The sequence below is a fragment of the Pseudomonas sp. AM14(2022) genome, assembly GCF_036346455.1.
GTDB lineage: Bacteria > Pseudomonadota > Gammaproteobacteria > Pseudomonadales > Pseudomonadaceae > Aquipseudomonas > Aquipseudomonas putida_A.
Genome location: NZ_JAOTNY010000001.1, coordinates 717,817 through 736,841, shown reverse-complemented (window position 1 = coordinate 736,841; position 19,025 = coordinate 717,817). Strand labels below are relative to the sequence as shown.

At 58.8% G+C, this 19,025-nt stretch carries 17 protein-coding genes and 1 pseudogene; 6 read left to right on the top strand and 12 right to left on the bottom strand.

Annotated features, from left to right (window positions below):
* Positions 1-116: 116 nt before the first annotated feature.
* Entirely contained in the window at positions 117-1,295 is a 1,179-nt protein-coding gene (locus V3W27_RS03510) for an NAD(P)/FAD-dependent oxidoreductase (protein WP_330205919.1), read from the top strand.
* Between the two features lie 219 nt (positions 1,296-1,514).
* Entirely contained in the window at positions 1,515-3,707 is a 2,193-nt protein-coding gene (yccS, locus tag V3W27_RS03505; protein ID WP_330205918.1) for a YccS family putative transporter, read from the top strand.
* 112 nt (positions 3,708-3,819) lie between these two features.
* Here the strand turns inward: yccS and V3W27_RS03500 are convergent, their stop codons facing one another.
* Positions 3,820-4,557, bottom strand: a complete 738-nt coding sequence (locus V3W27_RS03500) for a substrate-binding periplasmic protein (RefSeq protein WP_330205917.1) — start codon at positions 4,555-4,557, stop codon at positions 3,820-3,822.
* Positions 4,558-4,813: 256 nt separating this feature from the next.
* Here V3W27_RS03500 and V3W27_RS03495 point away from each other — a divergent pair, with 256 nt between their 5' ends.
* Positions 4,814-5,266 (top strand): GNAT family N-acetyltransferase, encoded by a 453-nt coding sequence (locus tag V3W27_RS03495; RefSeq protein WP_330205916.1) that lies wholly within the window; start codon positions 4,814-4,816, stop codon positions 5,264-5,266.
* Positions 5,267-5,382: 116 nt separating this feature from the next.
* Here V3W27_RS03495 and V3W27_RS03490 read toward each other — a convergent pair whose 3' ends face one another.
* From V3W27_RS03490 to V3W27_RS03480, 3 genes are read right to left on the bottom strand one after another with little or no spacing between them, the layout of a single operon-like run.
* Positions 5,383-5,679, bottom strand: coding sequence for a winged helix-turn-helix domain-containing protein (locus tag V3W27_RS03490; protein ID WP_027610630.1), 297 nt, complete (start codon positions 5,677-5,679; stop codon positions 5,383-5,385).
* Between the two features lie 20 nt (positions 5,680-5,699).
* Positions 5,700-6,191, bottom strand: a complete 492-nt coding sequence (locus tag V3W27_RS03485) for a M48 metallopeptidase family protein (RefSeq protein WP_003229006.1) — start codon at positions 6,189-6,191, stop codon at positions 5,700-5,702.
* A gap of 43 nt (positions 6,192-6,234) precedes the next feature.
* A complete protein-coding gene (locus V3W27_RS03480; RefSeq protein WP_330205915.1) occupies positions 6,235-8,358 on the bottom strand; it encodes a putative bifunctional diguanylate cyclase/phosphodiesterase in 2,124 nt (707 codons plus the stop codon).
* Positions 8,359-8,692: 334 nt separating this feature from the next.
* Between V3W27_RS03480 and V3W27_RS03475 the strand changes: the two genes are divergently transcribed.
* Complete coding sequence (locus tag V3W27_RS03475; protein ID WP_027610627.1) at positions 8,693-9,361, top strand: polysaccharide lyase family 7 protein; 669 nt, start codon at positions 8,693-8,695, stop codon at positions 9,359-9,361.
* 219 nt (positions 9,362-9,580) lie between these two features.
* On the opposite strand, the gene V3W27_RS03470 is transcribed toward V3W27_RS03475, so the two are convergent.
* On the bottom strand, positions 9,581-10,027 hold the full coding sequence (locus V3W27_RS03470) for a hypothetical protein (RefSeq protein ID WP_330205914.1): 447 nt from the start codon (positions 10,025-10,027) through the stop codon (positions 9,581-9,583).
* Between the two features lie 394 nt (positions 10,028-10,421).
* A pseudogene (locus V3W27_RS03465) lies at positions 10,422-10,739 on the bottom strand (class II fructose-bisphosphate aldolase); the annotation flags it as partial.
* 142 nt (positions 10,740-10,881) lie between these two features.
* On the opposite strand from V3W27_RS03465, the gene V3W27_RS03460 reads away from it, so the two are divergent.
* Positions 10,882-11,133 carry a helix-turn-helix transcriptional regulator gene (locus V3W27_RS03460; RefSeq protein WP_330205913.1) on the top strand — a complete coding sequence of 84 codons (252 nt, stop codon included), beginning with the start codon at positions 10,882-10,884 and terminating at the stop codon, positions 11,131-11,133.
* Positions 11,130-12,329: a type II toxin-antitoxin system HipA family toxin gene (locus tag V3W27_RS03455; protein ID WP_330205912.1), complete on the top strand. Its 1,200-nt coding sequence runs from the start codon at positions 11,130-11,132 to the stop codon at positions 12,327-12,329. Before V3W27_RS03460 ends, V3W27_RS03455 begins: the two co-directional genes overlap by 4 nt.
* A gap of 80 nt (positions 12,330-12,409) precedes the next feature.
* On the opposite strand, the gene fba is transcribed toward V3W27_RS03455, so the two are convergent.
* The 6 genes from fba to tkt form a co-directional block, all read right to left on the bottom strand.
* The gene (gene fba / locus V3W27_RS03450) at positions 12,410-13,474 is read right to left on the bottom strand and encodes a class II fructose-bisphosphate aldolase (protein WP_003229012.1); all 1,065 of its coding nucleotides are present in this window, start codon (positions 13,472-13,474) and stop codon (positions 12,410-12,412) included.
* A 279-nt stretch (positions 13,475-13,753) separates the two neighbouring features.
* On the bottom strand, positions 13,754-14,086 hold the full coding sequence (locus V3W27_RS03445; RefSeq protein WP_047297097.1) for an MliC family protein: 333 nt from the start codon (positions 14,084-14,086) through the stop codon (positions 13,754-13,756).
* Between the two features lie 57 nt (positions 14,087-14,143).
* Positions 14,144-14,365, bottom strand: a complete 222-nt coding sequence (locus tag V3W27_RS03440; RefSeq protein WP_007961876.1) for a hypothetical protein — start codon at positions 14,363-14,365, stop codon at positions 14,144-14,146.
* Positions 14,366-14,399: 34 nt separating this feature from the next.
* Entirely contained in the window at positions 14,400-15,563 is a 1,164-nt protein-coding gene (locus V3W27_RS03435; RefSeq protein WP_330205911.1) for a phosphoglycerate kinase, read from the bottom strand.
* A gap of 26 nt (positions 15,564-15,589) precedes the next feature.
* The gene (gene epd / locus V3W27_RS03430; RefSeq protein WP_330205910.1) at positions 15,590-16,648 is read right to left on the bottom strand and encodes an erythrose-4-phosphate dehydrogenase; all 1,059 of its coding nucleotides are present in this window, start codon (positions 16,646-16,648) and stop codon (positions 15,590-15,592) included.
* A gap of 180 nt (positions 16,649-16,828) precedes the next feature.
* On the bottom strand, positions 16,829-18,826 hold the full coding sequence (gene tkt / locus V3W27_RS03425; protein ID WP_330205909.1) for a transketolase: 1,998 nt from the start codon (positions 18,824-18,826) through the stop codon (positions 16,829-16,831).
* Between the last annotated feature and the right edge of the window lie 199 nt (positions 18,827-19,025).

Below are 19,025 nucleotides of genomic sequence, written 5' to 3'. Positions count from 1 at the left end.
GGCTTGCTCGCGAATGCGGTGTATCAGGCGACTTATGTGTCAACTAACACACCGCTTTCGCGAGCAAGCCCGCTCCCACAGTTTGTTTTGTAGCGACCTACCAAGAGGACACCGTTTTGCGCTCTACCGAAGTCGTGATCATTGGCGCTGGCGCCGCAGGGTTGATGTGTGCACTGACCGCCGCCGGGCGTGGGCGTCAGGTGTTGCTGCTCGATCATGCGAACAAGGCCGGCAAGAAAATCCTGATGTCCGGTGGTGGCCGCTGCAATTTCACCAACATGTACACCGAACCCGCCAATTTCCTCTCGGGTAACCCGCATTTCTGCAAATCGGCTCTGGCACGCTACACCCAGTGGGACTTCATCGGGATGGTCGCCAAGCACGGCGTGCCGTATCACGAGAAGAAACTCGGTCAGCTGTTCTGCGATAACAAATCCAGCGACATCCTCGGCATGCTGCTCGAAGAGTGCGATCAGGTCGGTGTCGAGCTGCACCTCGACACCTCGATCCAGACCATCGAGAAGCTCGAAAGCGGTTACCTGCTCGACACCACCCTCGGCCAGGTTCAGTGCCAATCGCTGGTGATCGCCACCGGCGGGTTGTCGATCCCGACGCTGGGTGCCACCGGCTTCGGTTATCAGGTCGCCAAGCAATTCGGTCATGAACTGCTGCCGACCCGCGCCGGACTGGTGCCGTTCACCATCACCGACCAGCTCAAGGAACTGTGTACCGAGCTGTCCGGGACCTCGGTGGATTGCCTGGTCAGCTGCAACGACCAGAGCTTTCGCGAGAACATTCTGTTCACTCACCGTGGCCTCAGCGGCCCGGCGATTCTGCAGATCTCGTCGTTCTGGGAGCCGGGCGACACCGTGGAGATCAACCTGCTGCCGGATCACGACACCGCGGCATGGCTGCAACAGCAAGTGGCCGAACGCCCGAACAGTGAACTGAAAACCCTGCTCGGCGAGATCTTCACCAAGAAGATGGCCAACCTGCTGGCGGACAACTGGTTCGTGTCCAAACCGATGAAGCAATACACCCACGCCGAAATGGCGCAGATCGCCGACAAGCTCGGCAGCTGGAAAGTCGTCCCGGCCGGCACCGAAGGCTACCGCACCGCCGAGGTCACGCTGGGTGGCGTCGATACTCGCGAAGTGTCGTCCAAGACCATGGAATCGCTGAAAAGCCCTGGCCTGTATTTTGTCGGCGAAGTGCTCGACGTCACCGGGCATCTGGGGGGGTTCAACTTCCAGTGGGCCTGGGCTTCCGGCTACGCCGCCGCGCAGTACGTCTGATCGAAACAACACTCCCCTGTAGGAGCTGCCGCAGGCTGCGATCTTTTGATCTTGATCTTAAAAAACAGAATCAAAAGATCGCAGCCTGCGGCAGCTCCTACAGGGGGGGGAACGGGCGATCAAGGAACACTTTTTGCTGTCAGATGTGATCGGCGCCATTGCGTCGGCGTCATTACTGGCTCAATTTAGCGGCATCGCCTCGGAAGGCCTTCGCACTTCATGTCCTCGACCTCGTTTCGTCAGTCTTTGCGGCGCCTGTGGGCGCTGGATAAATTCAGCTACAGCGTGCGGGTGTTCATCGCCCTGACCGGCAGCATGGCGCTGTGTTGGTATCAGGATGAAATGGGCCTGTTGATCCCGTTGTTCCTGGGGATTATCGCCAGCGCCCTGGCCGAGACCGACGACAGCTGGCAGGGCCGCCTCAACGCACTGGCAGTGACACTGGTGTGTTTCAGTATCGCCGCGCTGTCGGTGGAGCTGCTCTTCCCCTACCCCATCGTGTTCGCCATCGCCCTGGCCTTGGCCAGCTTCGGCCTGACCATGCTCGGCGCGCTCGGCGAGCGTTACGGGGCGATCGCCTCGGCGACGTTGATTCTGTCGGTCTACACCATGATCGGCGTGGATCAGCGCGGCGGCGCGGTCACCGATTTCTGGCACGAGCCGATGCTGCTGGTGGCGGGGGCCGCGTGGTACGGCCTGCTGTCGGTGCTGTGGCAAGCGATGTTTTCCAACCAGCCGGTGCAGCAGAGTCTGGCGCGGCTGTTCCGTGAACTGGGTTTCTATCTGAAGCTGAAAGCCTCGCTGTTCGAGCCGATCCGCCAACTGGACGTCGAAGGCCGGCGACTGGAACTGGCGCAGCAGAACGGTCGAGTGGTAGCGGCGCTGAACAGTGCCAAGGAAATCATTCTGCACCGGGTCGGCAACGGCCGCCCGGGCTCGAAAGTCAGCCGTTATCTGAAGCTGTATTTCCTCGCCCAGGACATCCACGAACGCGCCAGCTCTTCGCACTATCCGTACAACGCGCTGGCCGATGCGTTCTTCCACAGCGACGTGCTGTTCCGCTGCCAGCGTTTGTTGCGCCAGCAGGGCAAGGCCTGCCGCGCATTGGCCGAATCGATCCAGATGCGCCAGCCGTTCGTCTACGACGCCAGTTTTGCCGAAGCACTGACTGACCTCGATGCCTCCCTTGAACACCTGCGCATCCAGAGCAATCCGGCGTGGCGCGGCCTCCTGCGTTCGCTGCGCGCACTGGCCGCCAACCTCGGCACCCTCGACCGCTTGCTCAGCGACGCCAGCAACCCCGACGCCCTGGCGGACGCCACCGACAGCAGCCTGCTCGATCGCTCGCCACGCAACCTCAAGGACGTGTGGATTCGTCTGCGCACCCAGCTGACACCGACGTCCTTGCTGTTCCGTCACGCCCTGCGCCTGCCGCTGGCGCTGAGTATCGGCTACGGCATGGTGCACCTAATTCACCCGTCGCAGGGCTACTGGATCATCCTTACCACCCTGTTCGTCTGCCAACCGAACTACGGCGCGACCCGGCGCAAACTCGGGCAGCGGATTCTCGGCACCGCCATCGGCCTGACCGTGGCCTGGGCGCTGTTCGATCTGTTCCCCAACCCGCTGGTGCAGTCGTGCTTCGCCATCGCCGCCGGGGTGGTGTTCTTTACCAACCGCACCACGCGCTACACCCTGGCGACCGCCGCCATCACCATCATGGTGCTGTTCTGCTTCAACCAGATCGGCGATGGCTACGGGCTGTTCCTGCCGCGCCTGTTCGATACCCTGCTCGGCAGCCTGATCGCCGGCCTGACGGTGTTCCTGTTCCTGCCGGACTGGCAGGGCCGACGCCTGAACAAGGTGCTGGCCAACACCCTGACCTGCAACAGCATCTACCTGCGCCAGATCATGCAGCAATACGCCGCCGGCAAGAGCGACGACCTCGCCTATCGCCTGGCCCGACGCAACGCACATAACGCCGATGCGGCGCTGTCGACAACGCTGGCGAACATGCTCATGGAGCCGGGGCATTTCCGTAAGGAAGCGGACGTCGGTTTCCGTTTTCTGGTGCTGTCGCACACCCTGCTCAGCTACCTCTCCGGGTTGGGCGCGCATCGCGAAACGCAGCTACCGGCAGACGTGCGTGAACAGCTGATCGACGGCGCCGGAGTGAAACTGGCCGCGAGCATCGACGACATCGCCCAGGGCCTGGCGAACAAGCAACCGGTGGCGATTCAGAGTGACGAAGAAGAAGCGCTGGCCAATGAGCTGGAGCAGATGCCCGACGAGATCGATGAAGGTCAGCGACTGGTGCAGACTCAACTGGCGCTGATATGCCGGCAGTTGGGGCCGCTGCGGACGTTGGCGGCGCACCTGATCAAGGACACCAGTGAGGTCAGCGGCGGCTGATCAGACGCCATCGCGAGCAGGCTCACTCCTACAAGGGAACGCATTTCAAACTGTAGGAGTGAGCCTGCTCGCGATAGGGCCATCAGCCACTTAACAAATTCCGGATCAGCTTCTACATCCCATGCTGCCTCAGCAACTTGTCATAACTTCCATCCGCCTTCATCGCCGCAATCGCCTTGTCAAACCCGGCCACAATCTGCTCATGCTGCGGATTCTTCAGACTCACCAGAATATGCAGGCTGTTCTCGCTCAGCGGCTTGGGCAGAAACTCCACGGCGTTGCGCACTTTGGCTGATTCGCGGGCCAGGTAATAGCGCGCGACGTATTCATCTTCCAGGGTCAGCTTGACCCGATCCGCCGCCAGCATGCGCACGGCCATGGCGAAGTTATGCACAGGGACTTTCTCCAGCGCGGTATCGGCATCGAACGCCTGCGAGTAGGCATAACCGCGCACCACCGCCACCGGGTAGGTGTGCAGTTGTTCCAGGCTGCCGTACTCCAGCGGCGTGTCCTTGCGCTTGAGAAAGCGGATGCGGTTGAGCAGGTATTCGCCAGAGAACTGGCCGATTTTGGTCCGTTCGTCGTTGTACCAGGCGTTGACCAGCACGTCGTATCGTCCTTCGCCCACCCCCAGCAGTGCCCGCGCCCAAGGTACCTGTTCATAGTCGCTGGCATAACCGGCCCGCGCCAGCGCGGTGCTGACGATGTCGGTGGCCAGACCACCGTTGACCAGCGTGTCATCGGTAAAGGGCGGCCAGATATCAAACACCAGTCGCAACTTCTCCGCTGAGGCGGCTTGGGCCAGCAAGAGCAATCCGATCAAAGCAAAGGCTCGATGCAGTCGCGGCATGCTTGAAAATCCTTAGCGGGCGGGCTGCCCAGCGTGTTTTCAGTCAAAACCCCAAGGCCCCTTACCGGCGAAACCCAGGCCCTAACAGTAGCTCATTGAAGCCAGTGCACAGCGCTTTCCAGCAGATTACACAAAGCAGCCGCTATCGCGAGAAAGGAATGATGGCATTTTGACCTTTGTCACAGACTGTTCCGCCATACAGACATCCAGGGCCTGTGCGCTTAGTATCGGGCGACGGAGTTCAAGGAGTCGGAAGATGACAATCGAGTGGGTCTGCAAGCATCACAGTGATCTGGGCAAAGAAGAGTTGTACGCACTGCTGAAACTACGCTCGGAAGTGTTCGTGGTCGAACAGAAATGCGCCTACCCGGACCTCGACGGCCAGGATCTGGGCGGCGACACCCATCACCTCATGGGTTGGGAAGATGATCAGTTGATGGCCTATCTGCGCCTGCTTGATCCCGAGTCCCAGAGCGGTGACGTGGTGATTGGCCGCGTGATCATCGCGCCGCAGGGCCGCGGCAAAGGGCTGGGGCATGTGATGATGGAACACGCGCTGAAACAGGCCGGGAAGCATTGGCCGCAGGTGCCGATCTATCTGTCGGCGCAGGCGCATTTGCAGGGGTATTACGGCAGGTACGGGTTTGTGGTGGCGGGTGAGGAGTATCTGGAGGATGACATTCCGCACATAGGCATGCGTCGTCCTTGAGGGCCCCTTCGCGAGCAAGCCCGCTCCCACATTTTGATCGCATTCCATCTGGAGGAACTCGGTCTACTGTGGGAGCGGGCTTGCTCGCGAAGGCGTCAGCTCAAACACTGCAAAACTCAGGGATACTCCAGCACAGCCTTGATCTGCCGCAGATTACGCTCGATCCAACCGCGATCAATCGCCCCCCACTCGCGAATCCGATAGCGCCCGGCATGATTGCGCGCGCCCTCTTCCTGCTCGAATTCACAGATGATATCCAGATCCGCCAGCGCGGCGATCGTGTCCTGCGCCGTGCGCCGGGGCATGCCGGTCACTTCGGTCAGCGCCGGGACGCTTGGGGCCAGGCCGCTGTCGATCAGGTAGGCCACGTACAGGCGCCGGTAAAAGCTGCTTTTGGTCTTGCTGACGTCCATCTACCCGCTCCTTGTTGCGGCTATTGCAGATCCCGCCACGTCAGGTATACCCGCAGATCGAACTCGACCTGGTGATACCCCGGCAGCATGTGTTCGCACAATTTGTAGAAGGCCTTGTTGTGATCCGATTCCTTGAAGTGCGCCAGTTCGTGCACGACGATCATCTTAAGGAACTCGGGGGCCGCCTCCTTGAACAACGAGGCGATGCGAATCTCTTTCTTGGCCTTGAGCTTGCCGCCCTGCACCCTTGAGACCGTGGTGTGCAGGCCCAGCGCACGGTGCGTCAGGTCGAGGCGGTTGTCGAACAGCACCTTGTCGATGGCCGGTGCGTTGCGTAGATATTCCTGCTTCAGGTCCAGCGCGTAGCTGTACAGCGCCTTGTCGCTCTGCACATCGTGACGCCCCGGATAGCGTTGGCTCAGGTAGTCACCCAGACGCTGTTCGGCGATCAGTTGGCGCACCTGATCCTGCAATTGCGCGGGATAGGCCTGGAGGTATTTCAACGCAGTCATGGGCACGGCAATACGGTTCGAAAAGAGCGCCAGTGTAACGAATTCAAACCGGCAGCGCGCTCCAGTCGAAGGGCTCGGCGAAGCTGGCGGCGTCTTCGGAGGTCAGCGGACGCGCCACCAGGAAACCCTGCACGTATTCGCAGCCATGCGCTTGCAGCCATTGATACTGTTCGATGGTTTCCACACCTTCGGCGATCACCAGCAAGCCGTACTGTTTACACAGATTGATCACGTTGCTGACCAGCGCCGCGTCGCGCGTCGAATCCGGCAGCCGCGCAATCAGGTGTCGATCAAGCTTGAGCGTGTCCAGCTCCAGATCACGCAGATGCGCCAGCGAACACGGCCCCGAACCAAAATCATCCAGCGCCACCCGCACCCCGAGATTGCGCAGCAGGCGCAGCTGTTTGCGGGTCTCGTCGGGGTTGTGCATCAGCGCGTCTTCGGTGATTTCCACCTCCAGTTGCCGTGGCTCCAGCGCGTGCCGCTCAAGCACCTGACGCAATTCGGTGACCAGGTTCGGCAGACCGAACTGGGTGTTGCTCAAACTCACACCGAGCACCAGGTCTTCGGCAAACAGGGTTTCCCAAGCTTTGCGCTGGCCGGCGCCGCGATGATAGATCCAGCTGCCGAGCCGGCTGATCAGCCGTGCCTCTTCCAGCAACGGCAGGAACAGCCCCGGCGGCACATCGCCAACGCTCGGATGCTGCCAGCGCAGCAGCGCCTCGAAACCGCGGATCTGCCCGCTGTCGATCGCCACTTGCGGCTGATACACCAGATTGAAATCACGGTTCTCGATGGCGTTGCGCACGCTCTCTTCAAGCATCAGCCGAGAGCGGGCGCGGCCGTTCATTTCGTGATCGTAAAAACGATACTGCTGACGCCCGGCGCGCTTGGCTTCGTACATGGCAATGTCGGAGGCGCGCAGCAGGCCGTCGAGGTTCGAGCCGCAGTCCGGGTAGGTGGCGATGCCGATGCTCGCGCCGAGGGCGATGTCCAGCCCTTCGATCTGCTGACAGATCGACACCCGTTCGATGAGCTTCTCGGCAATCTTCGCCGCCTGCTCGGGGAACTCCAGATCGAGCAACGCCGTGAACTCGTCACCGCCCATGCGCGCGAGAATATCGAACGGCCTTAAGCACGCCTTCAACTGCTCGGAGACCCAGCGCAGCACCCGGTCGCCGGCATCGTGGCCAAGGGAATCGTTGACCCGTTTAAAGCCATCGAGATCCAGATACAGCAGCACCCAACTGCTGTCGCTGCGTTCACCGCGCAGCAGCAGGTTTTCCACCGTCTGATAAAAGCCCCGGCGATTGAGCAGACCGGTCAACGGATCGGTGACCGCTTGAAATTCCAGCTGCTGATGCAGGTGACGCACCACTGACATGTCCAGCACCGTCACCACCATCGCCCGCTGCTCGGGCGGCAACGGCGCGCATGACAACGCCACCGGCACCTGCTGCCCCGGCGCCGTGCGTAACAACGCATCGTGCAGACGCAAGGTCTCACCGCGTTTATAGCCGGCCAACAGCTCGGAATCAGCCCACAACGGGATGTGCGGTTTCTGCAGATAATCGAGAAATTCCTTGCCCTCCAGCTCTTTCACCGGCGCATTCAGCAGCCGCGAAATCGCCGGGTTGGCGAAGCGGATCAAGCCGTCCTCGCCGAGCACCAATATTCCTTCCGCCGCGTTATCCAGCACCGAGGCATTAAAGGCCCGCGCGACCTCCAGATCATGACTCAGGCGCTGCAAGGCGCGGCGGTTGCGCTGGTGTTCGAGCAACGCCTGGACTTTCGGTTTGAGGATCTGCGGATCGAACGGCTTGAACAGGTAATCCACCGCGCCACTGGCGTAGCCCTTGATCACGGCGTCCTGGGACTGTTCGTTGGCGGTAAGGAAAATGATCGGTGTGAGGCGTGTGCGCTGGCTGCCGCGCATCAGCCGCGCGACTTCAAAACCGTCCATGCCTGGCATCTGCACATCCAGCAGCACCAGATCGACGTCGTGTTCAAGCAGCAAATTGAGCGCCTCGAAGCCGGAGGCGGCGGTCATGACGTGCCAATCCTGACGCTGCAGCAACGCGCGCATGCTGATCAGGTTTTCAGGGTAATCATCAACGATCAAAAGGACAGAGCTGCCTTCACCTGGCTGGGGTTGCGCGCATTCCATGCTGCTTCTCTTGTCGGGACATCTCTTGTCGGACTATCGGCCGGTTCTTGGGAAAACCGTACAGTTACTGAGCCATCACTCTAGTCGCGGATCTGTGAAAGCAGAAGCTGTCACGCCGCCATCATTTAGCCAAAGCGGCGACTTACCGACTAACGGTCACCCCTGCAGCCCCCGAAAACCGGCACAGATGGCATTTCGACAGGATGTTGACGCCAATCATCTGCCAAACGGGCGTTAACAAAAAACTCCTCTACGCTTATAACTGCCGCCCGAAAAGGCGCGGGCTAGAGCTTCTGGCACTCGCGTTCAGGATGAATTGAGTGGAAGAACCGACATGATCGATCTCGCAACCTGGAACCTCAGCGTTCCCGTCGGCAGTCCGCCGTACACCGTCGAAACCTCCAAACTGGTGAATGGCTTCAAGGATCAGTACTTCCATTCCGACACCGGCACCCTGTTTTTCTGGTCACCGGTGACCGGGTCAAAAACCGAAAACGCCATCTACCCGCGCACCGAACTGCGCGAAACCTTCAGCAACGGCACCCTGCGCAACTGGTATTACCCGGACGCCGACAACACCTTGCGCGCAACCCTCGCGGTGAACAAGGTGCCCAGCTCCGGCAAAATCGTCATCGGCCAGATCCACGCGTATGAAAGCCAAAAGCCGATGGTCAAACTCGAATACCAGTACAAGACCAAGACCGAAACCGGCAACCTCGTCATCAAAGTACGCATGCACCCCGATGACGACGAAAGCCGCGTCATCACCCTCGCCACCGGCATCAAACTCGACCGCGAATTCAACTACCTGATCCACCTCAGCCCCGGCGGTGCACTGGGCGTGAGCGCAGCGGGTTATCAGTGGGATTCACAAATCAGCGCGACGTGGCGCAACAAGCCGCTGTACTTCAAGGCCGGGGTGTATGTGCAGGACAACACCGGGTATACCAGTGAAGGTGGGCAGGTGACGTTTACCAAGCTGGATATTGATCACAACAAGTGATATCGGCGGCCTCAAGACCTACCCAAAATCCTGTGGGAGCGGGCTTGCTCGCGAATGCGGACCGTCATTCAACATTAATGTTGCTGACCCACCGTATTCGCGAGCAAGCCCGCTCCCACAGGGGATCAACTACGTGATGAGATCAAAGGGGTGTCTAGTCTTGAAACGGTTTAAACCTATTTCAGGACTAGACACCTGGCTCTCCTTTCCCGCCCTTTCCTACGAAACAGAAGCAGGGAAATTTATAAAAAACTTACCATCCGAAACTGCGAACCCCTTATTCCCTGGCTCCTCATGAAACCTAAACTCTCCTTTAACAACTCCAGAGCTATTTTTTTCCAGTACGAATAATCCAGATTGAGGCCTCCACGCAGGGGCATATCGCGCGTCGCATACAAAATCAACTACATTGGGGAGGTTGGGATAAAAGTGATATGTACCTGGAATAAGATCCTTGGAGAATAAAAACCAAATATCTTCTGAACGATGTTCAGTATGGCTACTTGCATGCACATAAACGTTGTCAGAGTAATCTCCATAAAGATGGGTAGATTTATACTCAGCTTTATCTTCGCCACTTTCGCCATCCTTGCCATACAAGATACAGCTGACCTCGCCACTGAGCTCATGCTTTTTAAATTTCTCACGGACATCAATGCTTGACATATCAATCTCTCCATTACATAGAAGGAACAAAATCAGTAAAGGGAGGGATAAATATATTTATCGTTACTTCCTCTCTGATTGCATTGAGACGATAGGCTGCAATAAATTTTAAATCACCTGTCAGAAATGACAGTTCTTTATACGATTTCGAAATAAGCAAAACAATTTATGCAGTCGTTAACGAAATTTATTTTTCTCTCAAAAATAACTATGCATTCGACCACATCACGTGCGGGGAAAATGTCACACATATCGGGCTTATCGAGAGAAGATTTAAAAATCTTTTTTAACGACATTTTTAACCGCCAGCCGTTAATTTGTTCACAATGACAAACTCACACAAAAAAACCCGCCACTCGGCGGGTTTTTCATTTACGCGATCAAACGCCCTGGCTTAGTTCACCTTGGCGTTCAACTCACCCTTCAGATAACGCTGGAACATCGCTTCCAACGAAATCGGCTTGATCTTCGAAGCATTACCGGCAGTACCGAACGCTTCATAACGAGCGATACACACATCACGCATCGCCGTCACGGTCACACCGAAGAATTTACATGGGTCGAATTCGCTCGGGTTGGTGGCCATCAGGCGACGCATTGCGCCAGTGGATGCCAGGCGCAGGTCGGTGTCGATGTTGACCTTGCGCACGCCGTACTTGATGTCTTCGACGATTTCTTCAACCGGTACGCCGTAGGTTTCTTTAATGTCGCCGTCGATTGGTGGATGAGCGCTTGGCTATTCAGATAGCAACCAAAGGGAACCGTGCCCCACCCGGTGGGGGCGACAAATAACCCACATGGATAAAATGTCCCGTATACGCTACATTCAACGACAAATGTAGCGGTAATAGAACATGGATCACACCTTGTTAATCAGCCGACTAGGCACCCAGATTCGCGAAAGACGCCTGAGCCGCGGCCTGACGCAAGCACAGCTTGCCGAACTTGCGAGCCTGACGCGCCACAAAGTCATCGCCGTAGAGAAAGGCACCCTGTCCGTCGGGATCGTCGCCTATGCGCGAGTGTTAGGTGCTCTGGATTGTGAACTCGCTGTCATTCCAGCAGCAATGCCGACACTTGAAGAGCTAGGGGACTTGTTTGAATGAAAATGACCTCGCTCAAAGTGAGTACACCTGAAGGGGCTAGCGGCAGGCTTTTCAGCGATACCGGGAACTACACCTTCCGTTATCACGAAGATGCGTTACCCGAGATGGCCATCAGCTTGTCGATGCCAGTCAGGCATGAAGAATTCCGACGGCTCGAGCTTCACCCTGTTTTTCAGATGAACCTGCCAGAAGGCTACGTGCTGGAACAACTACGCAATCGCTTGGCGAAGACTGTGAATGTCGACCCGATGTTGTTGCTGGCACTGACCGGCAGCACCTCGCCCATTGGCCGGGTTCAGGTACGATCTGAAACAGTAGACGCCCTGTTGGAGGAGCACCATTTTCCAGGCGAAAAACTTGAAGAAATTCTGACTTGGGATGGTACCGAAGATATCTTCGCTGACATGCTTGACCGCTACATCCTGCGAGCAGGGATTTCTGGCGTTCAACCCAAGGTATTGGTGCCTGAACGACAAGAAACCGCCCAGCCACGAGTGACATCGAAGACCTCGGATCTGATCATCAAAAGTGGCCGCGACGAATTTCCCGGCCTGGCGATCAACGAGTTCATTTGCATGTCCATTGCCAAAGAAGCTGGCATTCCCGTTCCACCGTTTTACCTTTCCGATAATGCCCAGCTGTTTGTCATGCGTCGCTTTGACCGCGACGATCAGCTCAACCCGCTCGGGTTTGAAGACATGGCGGTATTGATGGGGTTATCGGCAAGCCAGAAGTACAGCAAGAGTTATGCAGCTATCGCCAAGGCGATTCGTCTGTTCTGCCCGGCAAAAAATCTGCGCAGCTCTCTTGATCAGCTCTTCGATAGCGTCGCCCTAAGTTGCATTGTCGGGAATGGCGACGCTCATTTGAAAAACTTCGGCTTGCTCTATTCCGACCCGACAAAACGTGATGCGCACCTCTCTCCGGCGTACGACATCGTCAACACCACCGCCTATATCCCGGAAGATGTTCTAGCGCTGGATCTGGTCGGAAACAAGTCAATGTTTGCCTCACGGCAAGGACTCCTGGAGTTCGCACACACCTGTGAGATCGAGCGGCCGAGGGAGCGCATTCAGAACTTGCTCAACGCAGTAGAAACAGTACTTAAGCGCTACTCCCAGTATCGGGAGCAAGCAGCTCATGTGATTACTGCCATTGAGCAGTCAGCAGCACCATTTTCCCGAACCTTTGGATAGAGGGATTACGCAAAAAATCATCGACCACAAAAAACCCGCCTCTCGGCGGGTTTCTCATAACAGCAGCTCAACGCCCGGACTTAGTTCACCTTGGCGTTCAACTCACCCTTCAGATAACGCTGGAACATCGCTTCCAACGAGATCGGCTTGATCTTCGAAGCATTACCGGCAGTACCGAACGCTTCATAACGAGCGATACATACATCACGCATCGCCGTCACGGTTGCGCCGAAGAATTTACGTGGGTCGAATTCGCTCGGGTTGGTGGCCATCAGGCGACGCATTGCACCAGTGGATGCCAGGCGCAGGTCGGTGTCGATGTTGACCTTGCGTACGCCGTATTTGATGCCTTCGACGATTTCTTCAACCGGTACGCCGTAGGTTTCTTTGATGTCGCCGCCGTACTGGTTGATGATCGCCAGCCACTCTTGTGGAACCGACGAGGAACCGTGCATCACCAGGTGAGTGTTCGGGATGCGCTTGTGGATTTCCTTGATGCGGTCGATCGCCAGCACGTCACCGGTAGGTGGCTTGGTGAACTTGTAGGCGCCGTGGCTGGTGCCGATGGCGATGGCCAAGGCATCGACCTGGGTCTTCTTGACGAAGTCAGCGGCTTCTTCCGGGTCGGTCAGCATCTGGCTGTGATCCAGAACGCCTTCGGCGCCGATGCCGTCTTCTTCACCGGCCATGCCGGTTTCCAGCGAACCCAGGCAGCCCAGCTCGCCTTCAACCGAAACGCCGCAGGCGTGAGCCATGGCGACGGTTTGTTGGGTAACGCGGACGTTGTATTCGTAGTCGGTCGGAGTCTTGCCGTCTTCGCCCAGGGAGCCGTCCATCATCACCGAGCTGAAGCCCAGCTGGATGGAGCGCTGGCAGACGTCAGGGCTGGTGCCGTGGTCCTGGTGCATGCACACCGGGATGTGCGGGAATTCTTCGATCGCGGCCAGGATCAGGTGACGCAGGAATGGCGCGCCGGCGTATTTGCGAGCGCCGGCCGAAGCCTGGACGATCACCGGGGAGTCAGTCTTGTCAGCGGCTTCCATGATGGCGCGCATCTGCTCAAGGTTGTTGACGTTGAAGGCTGGAACGCCGTAGCCGAACTCGGCTGCGTGGTCCAGCATCTGGCGCATGCTGATAAGTGCCATTGTGTGTGTCTCTCCCGGTTGAGGGTCATTAATCGTGCCAGCCTGCCGGAGCGGCGGCGGCTATTCAAGTGATTGCAGATCGGGGGTCGAAGCCCGGTCTGGTGATTCGGTGTTACCAAAATCTTGTGAACAACAGAGAACCCTGTGGGAGCGGCGGTGCGACGATTCGACTTGCTCGCGAATGCGGATTTACATTCAACATTGATGCAAGCTGATCCACCGCCTTCGCGAGCAAGCCCGCTCCCACATTTTGGATCTATGTGAATCAATTCAATCGTCTTACTCGGCCTTGCAGCCGCGGCCAATCAGGTCATTGGTGGCGACCCAGTACACCAGGCCTTCGTCACCCTTGACGTGAAACGCCAGCATGCCGTCGCTGTACAGCACGCCCGAGGCGCCCGGCTCTTCTTTCAGGCGATAGACCTGGTCACCGCCGCCCAGCCGTACATCGACTTCCTTCTGGCCGGCATCGGCGTAGCGCCACAGCACTTTGGCCTGGCTGTCGCAGGTCCAGGTGGTCCAGCTGTCCGCAGGCGCGGACGACTGAAACAGGTTCATCTGCGCGCAACCGCCCAACAATGCCAACGCCGCAATGGCGATCAAGCCTTTCATCCGTGTTCCTCGACTGGCAGCCAACGCCGCCAGCCCTGAGTTAAAGAGTCAGACCGGTCAAGGACAACCATGTTCCTTGGCCGGGGTTTGCGTCTCGTATTTGTCCAGACCGTCCGGCCCCGAGCGCTTGTTCAGCACCGGGTTGGTTTCGGCCTGCCAGTCGGCCTGATAGCAGCCTTTCTGTGCCGCATCCGGTGCAGGCGTGGCCTCGGCCTTCGGGTTACTCCCGCAGGCCGCCAGCGTACCGGTCAGCAACAACAGCGCTAACGACTTGACCATCTGAACACTCCTTTGCCTGGCCAAACGGGCGGCCTCAGGCCTTGGCCCGGCTTTCCAGGACTTCAACGGCCGGAAGCACCTTGCCTTCGACGAATTCGAGGAACGCGCCGCCACCGGTGGAAATGTAGGAGATTTGCTCGGCCACGCCATATTTATCGATGGCCGCCAGGGTGTCGCCACCGCCGGCAATGGAGAACGCGGCGCTGTCAGCGATGGCCTGGGCCAGCACTTTGGTGCCGTTGCCGAACTGGTCGAACTCGAACACGCCGACCGGGCCGTTCCACAGAATGGTTTTCGACGATTTCAGCAGTTCGGCGAAGTTGGCCGCGGTTTGCGGGCCGATGTCCAGAATCATGTCGTCAGCGGCAACGTCAGCAATCAGCTTGACGGTGGCTTCGGCGCTTTCAGCGAATTCCTTGGCAACCACCACGTCCACCGGCAGCGGCACACTGACCTTGGCGGCGATGGCACGCGCGGTGTCCAGCAGGTCCGGCTCGTACAGCGACTTGCCGACCGGGTGACCGGCAGCGGCGAGGAAAGTGTTGGCGATGCCGCCACCGACGATCAGTTGATCGCAGATCTGGCTCAGGCTGTTGAGTACGTCGAGTTTGGTCGACACCTTGGAGCCGGCAACGATCGCAGCCATTGGCTTGGCCGGTGCGCCCAGCGCCTTGCCCAGTGCGTCCAGCTCAGCGGCCAGCAACGGGCCGGCAGTGGCGACTTTGGCGAACTTGGCCACGCCGTGGGTCGAACCCTCTGCGCGGTGCGCGGTGCCGAAGGCGTCCATCACGAACACGTCGCACAGGGCGGCGTATTGCTGGGCCAGCTCGTCAGCGTTCTTTTTCTCGCCCTTGTTGAAGCGCACGTTTTCGAACAGCACGATGTCGCCGGCCTTGACGTCAACGCCGCCCAGGTAATCGGCCACCAGCGGCACGTCGCGGCCCAGGGCCTTGCTCAGGTAGTCAGCGACTGGCTTGAGGCTGTTCTCGGCGGAGAACTCGCCTTCGGTCGGACGGCCCAGGTGTGAGCACACCATCACCGCCGCACCTTTTTCCAGAGCCAGCTTGATGGTCGGCAGCGAAGCCAGGATACGCGCATCGCTGGTGACAACACCGTCCTTGACTGGGACGTTGAGGTCTTCGCGAATCAATACGCGCTTACCTTGCAGATCGAGGTCGGACATCTTCAACACGGTCATGGGTCGCACTTCCTGAGTAACTGTTCTTAGAGAGCAGGTTTTTTTGAAATCGCTGTTTGCAGATAGTGGTCTGCAACGTCCAGCATTCGGTTGGCAAAACCCCATTCGTTGTCGAACCAGGCCAGGATGTTCACCAGTTTGGGGCCGGAAACACGGGTCTGACTGGCATCGACGATGGCCGAATGTGGGTCATGGTTGAAATCACAGCTGGCGTGCGGCAACTCGGTGTAGGCCAGCAGACCTTTGAGCGGGCCGTTGGTGGCGGCTTCGCGCAGGATCCGGTTGATCTCGTTGGCATCGGTCGCGGTGGCGGTCTGCATCGTGATGTCGAGACAGGACACGTTGACCGTCGGCACGCGTACGGCTTTGGCCTGAATTCGCCCGGCAAGTTCCGGCAGCAGACGCTCGATGCCACGTGCCAGACCAGTGGACACCGGGATCACCGACTGGAACGCCGAACGAGTGCGGCGCAGGTCTTCGTGGTGATAGGCGTCGATCACCGGCTGATCGTTCATCGCCGAGTGAATCGTGGTGATCGACACGTAATCCAGGCCGATCGCCTTGTCCAGCAGACGCAACAGCGGCACGCCGCAGTTGGTGGTACAGGAGGCGTTGGACACCAGCAGTTCATCGCCAGTCAGGCAATCCTGATTGACGCCGAAGACGATGGTGGCGTCGACATCCGCCTCGCTGGCCATCGGTTGCGAGAACAGCACGCGTGGCGCGCCGGCGTCGAGGAAACGCTGGCCGTCTTCGCGGGTGTGGTAGGCGCCGGAGCACTCCAGCACCAGGTCGACGCCCAGCGCCGCCCAGTCGATGCCTTCGGGGGTGGCACTGCGCAGGACCTTCACGCAGTCGCCATTAATATGCAGACAATCGCCTTCTACTCGCACTTCGCCGGGAAAGCGGCCGTGGGTGGAGTCGAAGCGTGTCAGGTATTCGATGCTGGCCATGTCCGCCAGATCGTTGATCGCGACAATTTCAAACCCGGCCTTCTCGCCACGCTCGAACAACGCACGCAAGACGCAACGACCAATCCGGCCGTAGCCGTTGAGTGCAACTTTGTAGGGACGCGGTTGAGGCATGGGGTTCTCGATTACCGTTTGATTCCGTTATTGCAGTGGTGTCTGAACCAACGATTTCGCGAGCAAGCCCGCTCCCACATTGGATCAGGGTTGTGCACACTGTTTGTGTCACACAACAAATCCCCCTGTGGGAGCGGGCTTGCTCGCGAAGGCGTCAGTCCAGACGACGCAACTTCTGGATCAGTCTTCCAGCAGCTCTTCAGCCTGACCCAGGATGTTGTCCAGGGTGAAGCCGAACTCTTCGAACAGTGCCGAAGCCGGAGCCGATTCGCCGTAAGTGGTCATGCCGATCACGCGACCTTCCAGACCCACGTACTTGAACCAGAAGTCGGCGTGAGCCGCTTCGATCGCAATACGTGCGCTGACCTGCAGCGGCAGAACCGATTGCTTGTAGCCGGCGTCCTGCGCATCGAACACGCTGGTGCAAGGCATGGAAACCACGCGCACCTTGCGGCCTTGCTCGGTCAGCTTGTCGTAGGCCTGAACGGCCAGACCGACTTCCGAACCGGTGGAAATCAGGATCAGCTCAGGCTCGCCTGCGCAGTCCTTCAACACGTAGCCACCGCGGCTGATGTCGGCGATCTGGTCGGCATCGCGTTCCTGGTGCTGCAGGTTCTGACGCGAGAAGATCAGCGCCGAAGGGCCGTCCTTACGCTCCAGCGCATTTTTCCAGGCCACTGCCGATTCAACGGCATCGGCTGGACGCCAGGTGTCGAGGTTCGGCGTGGTCCGCAGGCTGGTCAGTTGCTCGATCGGCTGGTGCGTCGGGCCGTCTTCGCCCAGACCGATGGAGTCGTGGGTGTAGACGTGGATCACACGCTTCTTCATCAGCGCCGACATGCGCACCGCGTTGCGCGCATATTCCATGAACATCAGGAAGGTCGCGCCGTAAGGCACCAGGCCACCGTGCAGGGACACGCCGTTCATGATCGCGGTCATGCCGAATTCGCGCACGCCGTAGTACATGTAGTTGCCGCTGGCGTCTTCAGCGCTGACGCCTTTGCAACCTTTCCACAGGGTCAGGTTGGAACCGGCCAGGTCAGCCGAACCGCCGAGCAGTTCCGGCAGCAGCGGGCCGAACGCGTTCAGGGTGTTCTGGCTGGCTTTACGGCTGGCGATGGTTTCGCCTTTGGCCGCCACTTCAGCAATGTAGGCCGAGGCTTTTTCCGCGAAGTCAGCCGGCAGTTCGCCGCTCAGACGACGGATCAGCTCGTTGGCTTCGGTCGGGAACGCCGCGGAGTAAGCAGCGAAACGCTGATCCCACTCGGCTTCGGCAGCGCGACCTTTTTCCTTGGCATCCCACTCGGCATAAATGTCTGCAGGGATTTCGAACGGGCCGTGGTTCCAGTTCAGCGCCTGACGGGTCAGAGCGATTTCCGCGTCACCCAGTGGGGCGCCGTGGCAGTCTTCCTTGCCCTGCTTGTTCGGCGAACCGAAACCGATGGTGGTCTTGCAGCAGATCAGGGTCGGCAGCGGGCTCTTGCGCGCGGTTTCGATGGCGGTCTTGATCTCTTCCGGATCGTGACCGTCGACGTTGCGGATCACCTGCCAATTGTAGGATTCGAAACGCTTCGGGGTGTCATCGGTGAACCAGCCTTCGACTTCACCGTCGATGGAGATGCCGTTGTCATCGTAGAAGGCGATCAGCTTGCCCAGGCCCAGCGTACCGGCCAGGGAAGCGACTTCGTGGGAAATGCCTTCCATCATGCAGCCATCACCGAGGAACACGTAGGTGTGGTGATCAACGATGTTGTGGCCAGGACGGTTGAACTGCGCGCCCAGGACTTTTTCCGCCAGGGCGAAACCGACGGCATTGGCCAGACCCTGACCCAGCGGGCCGGTGGTGGTCTCGACGCCCGGGGTGTAACCGAATTCCGGGTGACCCGGGGTGCGGCTGTGCAGTTGACGGAACTGCTTGAGGTCGTCGATCGACAGGTCGTAACCGGTCAGGTGCAGCAGCGAGTAGATCAACATCGAGCCGTGGCCGTTGGACAGCACGAAGCGGTCACGGTCGGCGAACGACGGGTTGCTCGGGTTGTGCTTGAGGTAGTCGCGCCAAAGTACTTCGGCGATATCTGCCATACCCATAGGGGCACCGGGATGGCCGCTGTTGGCTTTTTGCACGGCATCCATGCTGAGGGCACGAATGGCGTTGGCACGCTCACGACGGCTAGGCATCGCTGATCTCCTGGGTGTGAATAGATTGAAACGGAAAAAAGGAGGGCATTTTCCCTCACCGGAGCGCCTCGGGGCAATGACAGATAGTCATCCGAGGGCGTTTTTCCCGTGCTGGACGGCGGTTTCGTCTGGTGAAACCTTTCCGCTGTTCGTTTGTAGAGTTAACCAGCCAGGGAGAAGTGCCATCTATCGAGCAATA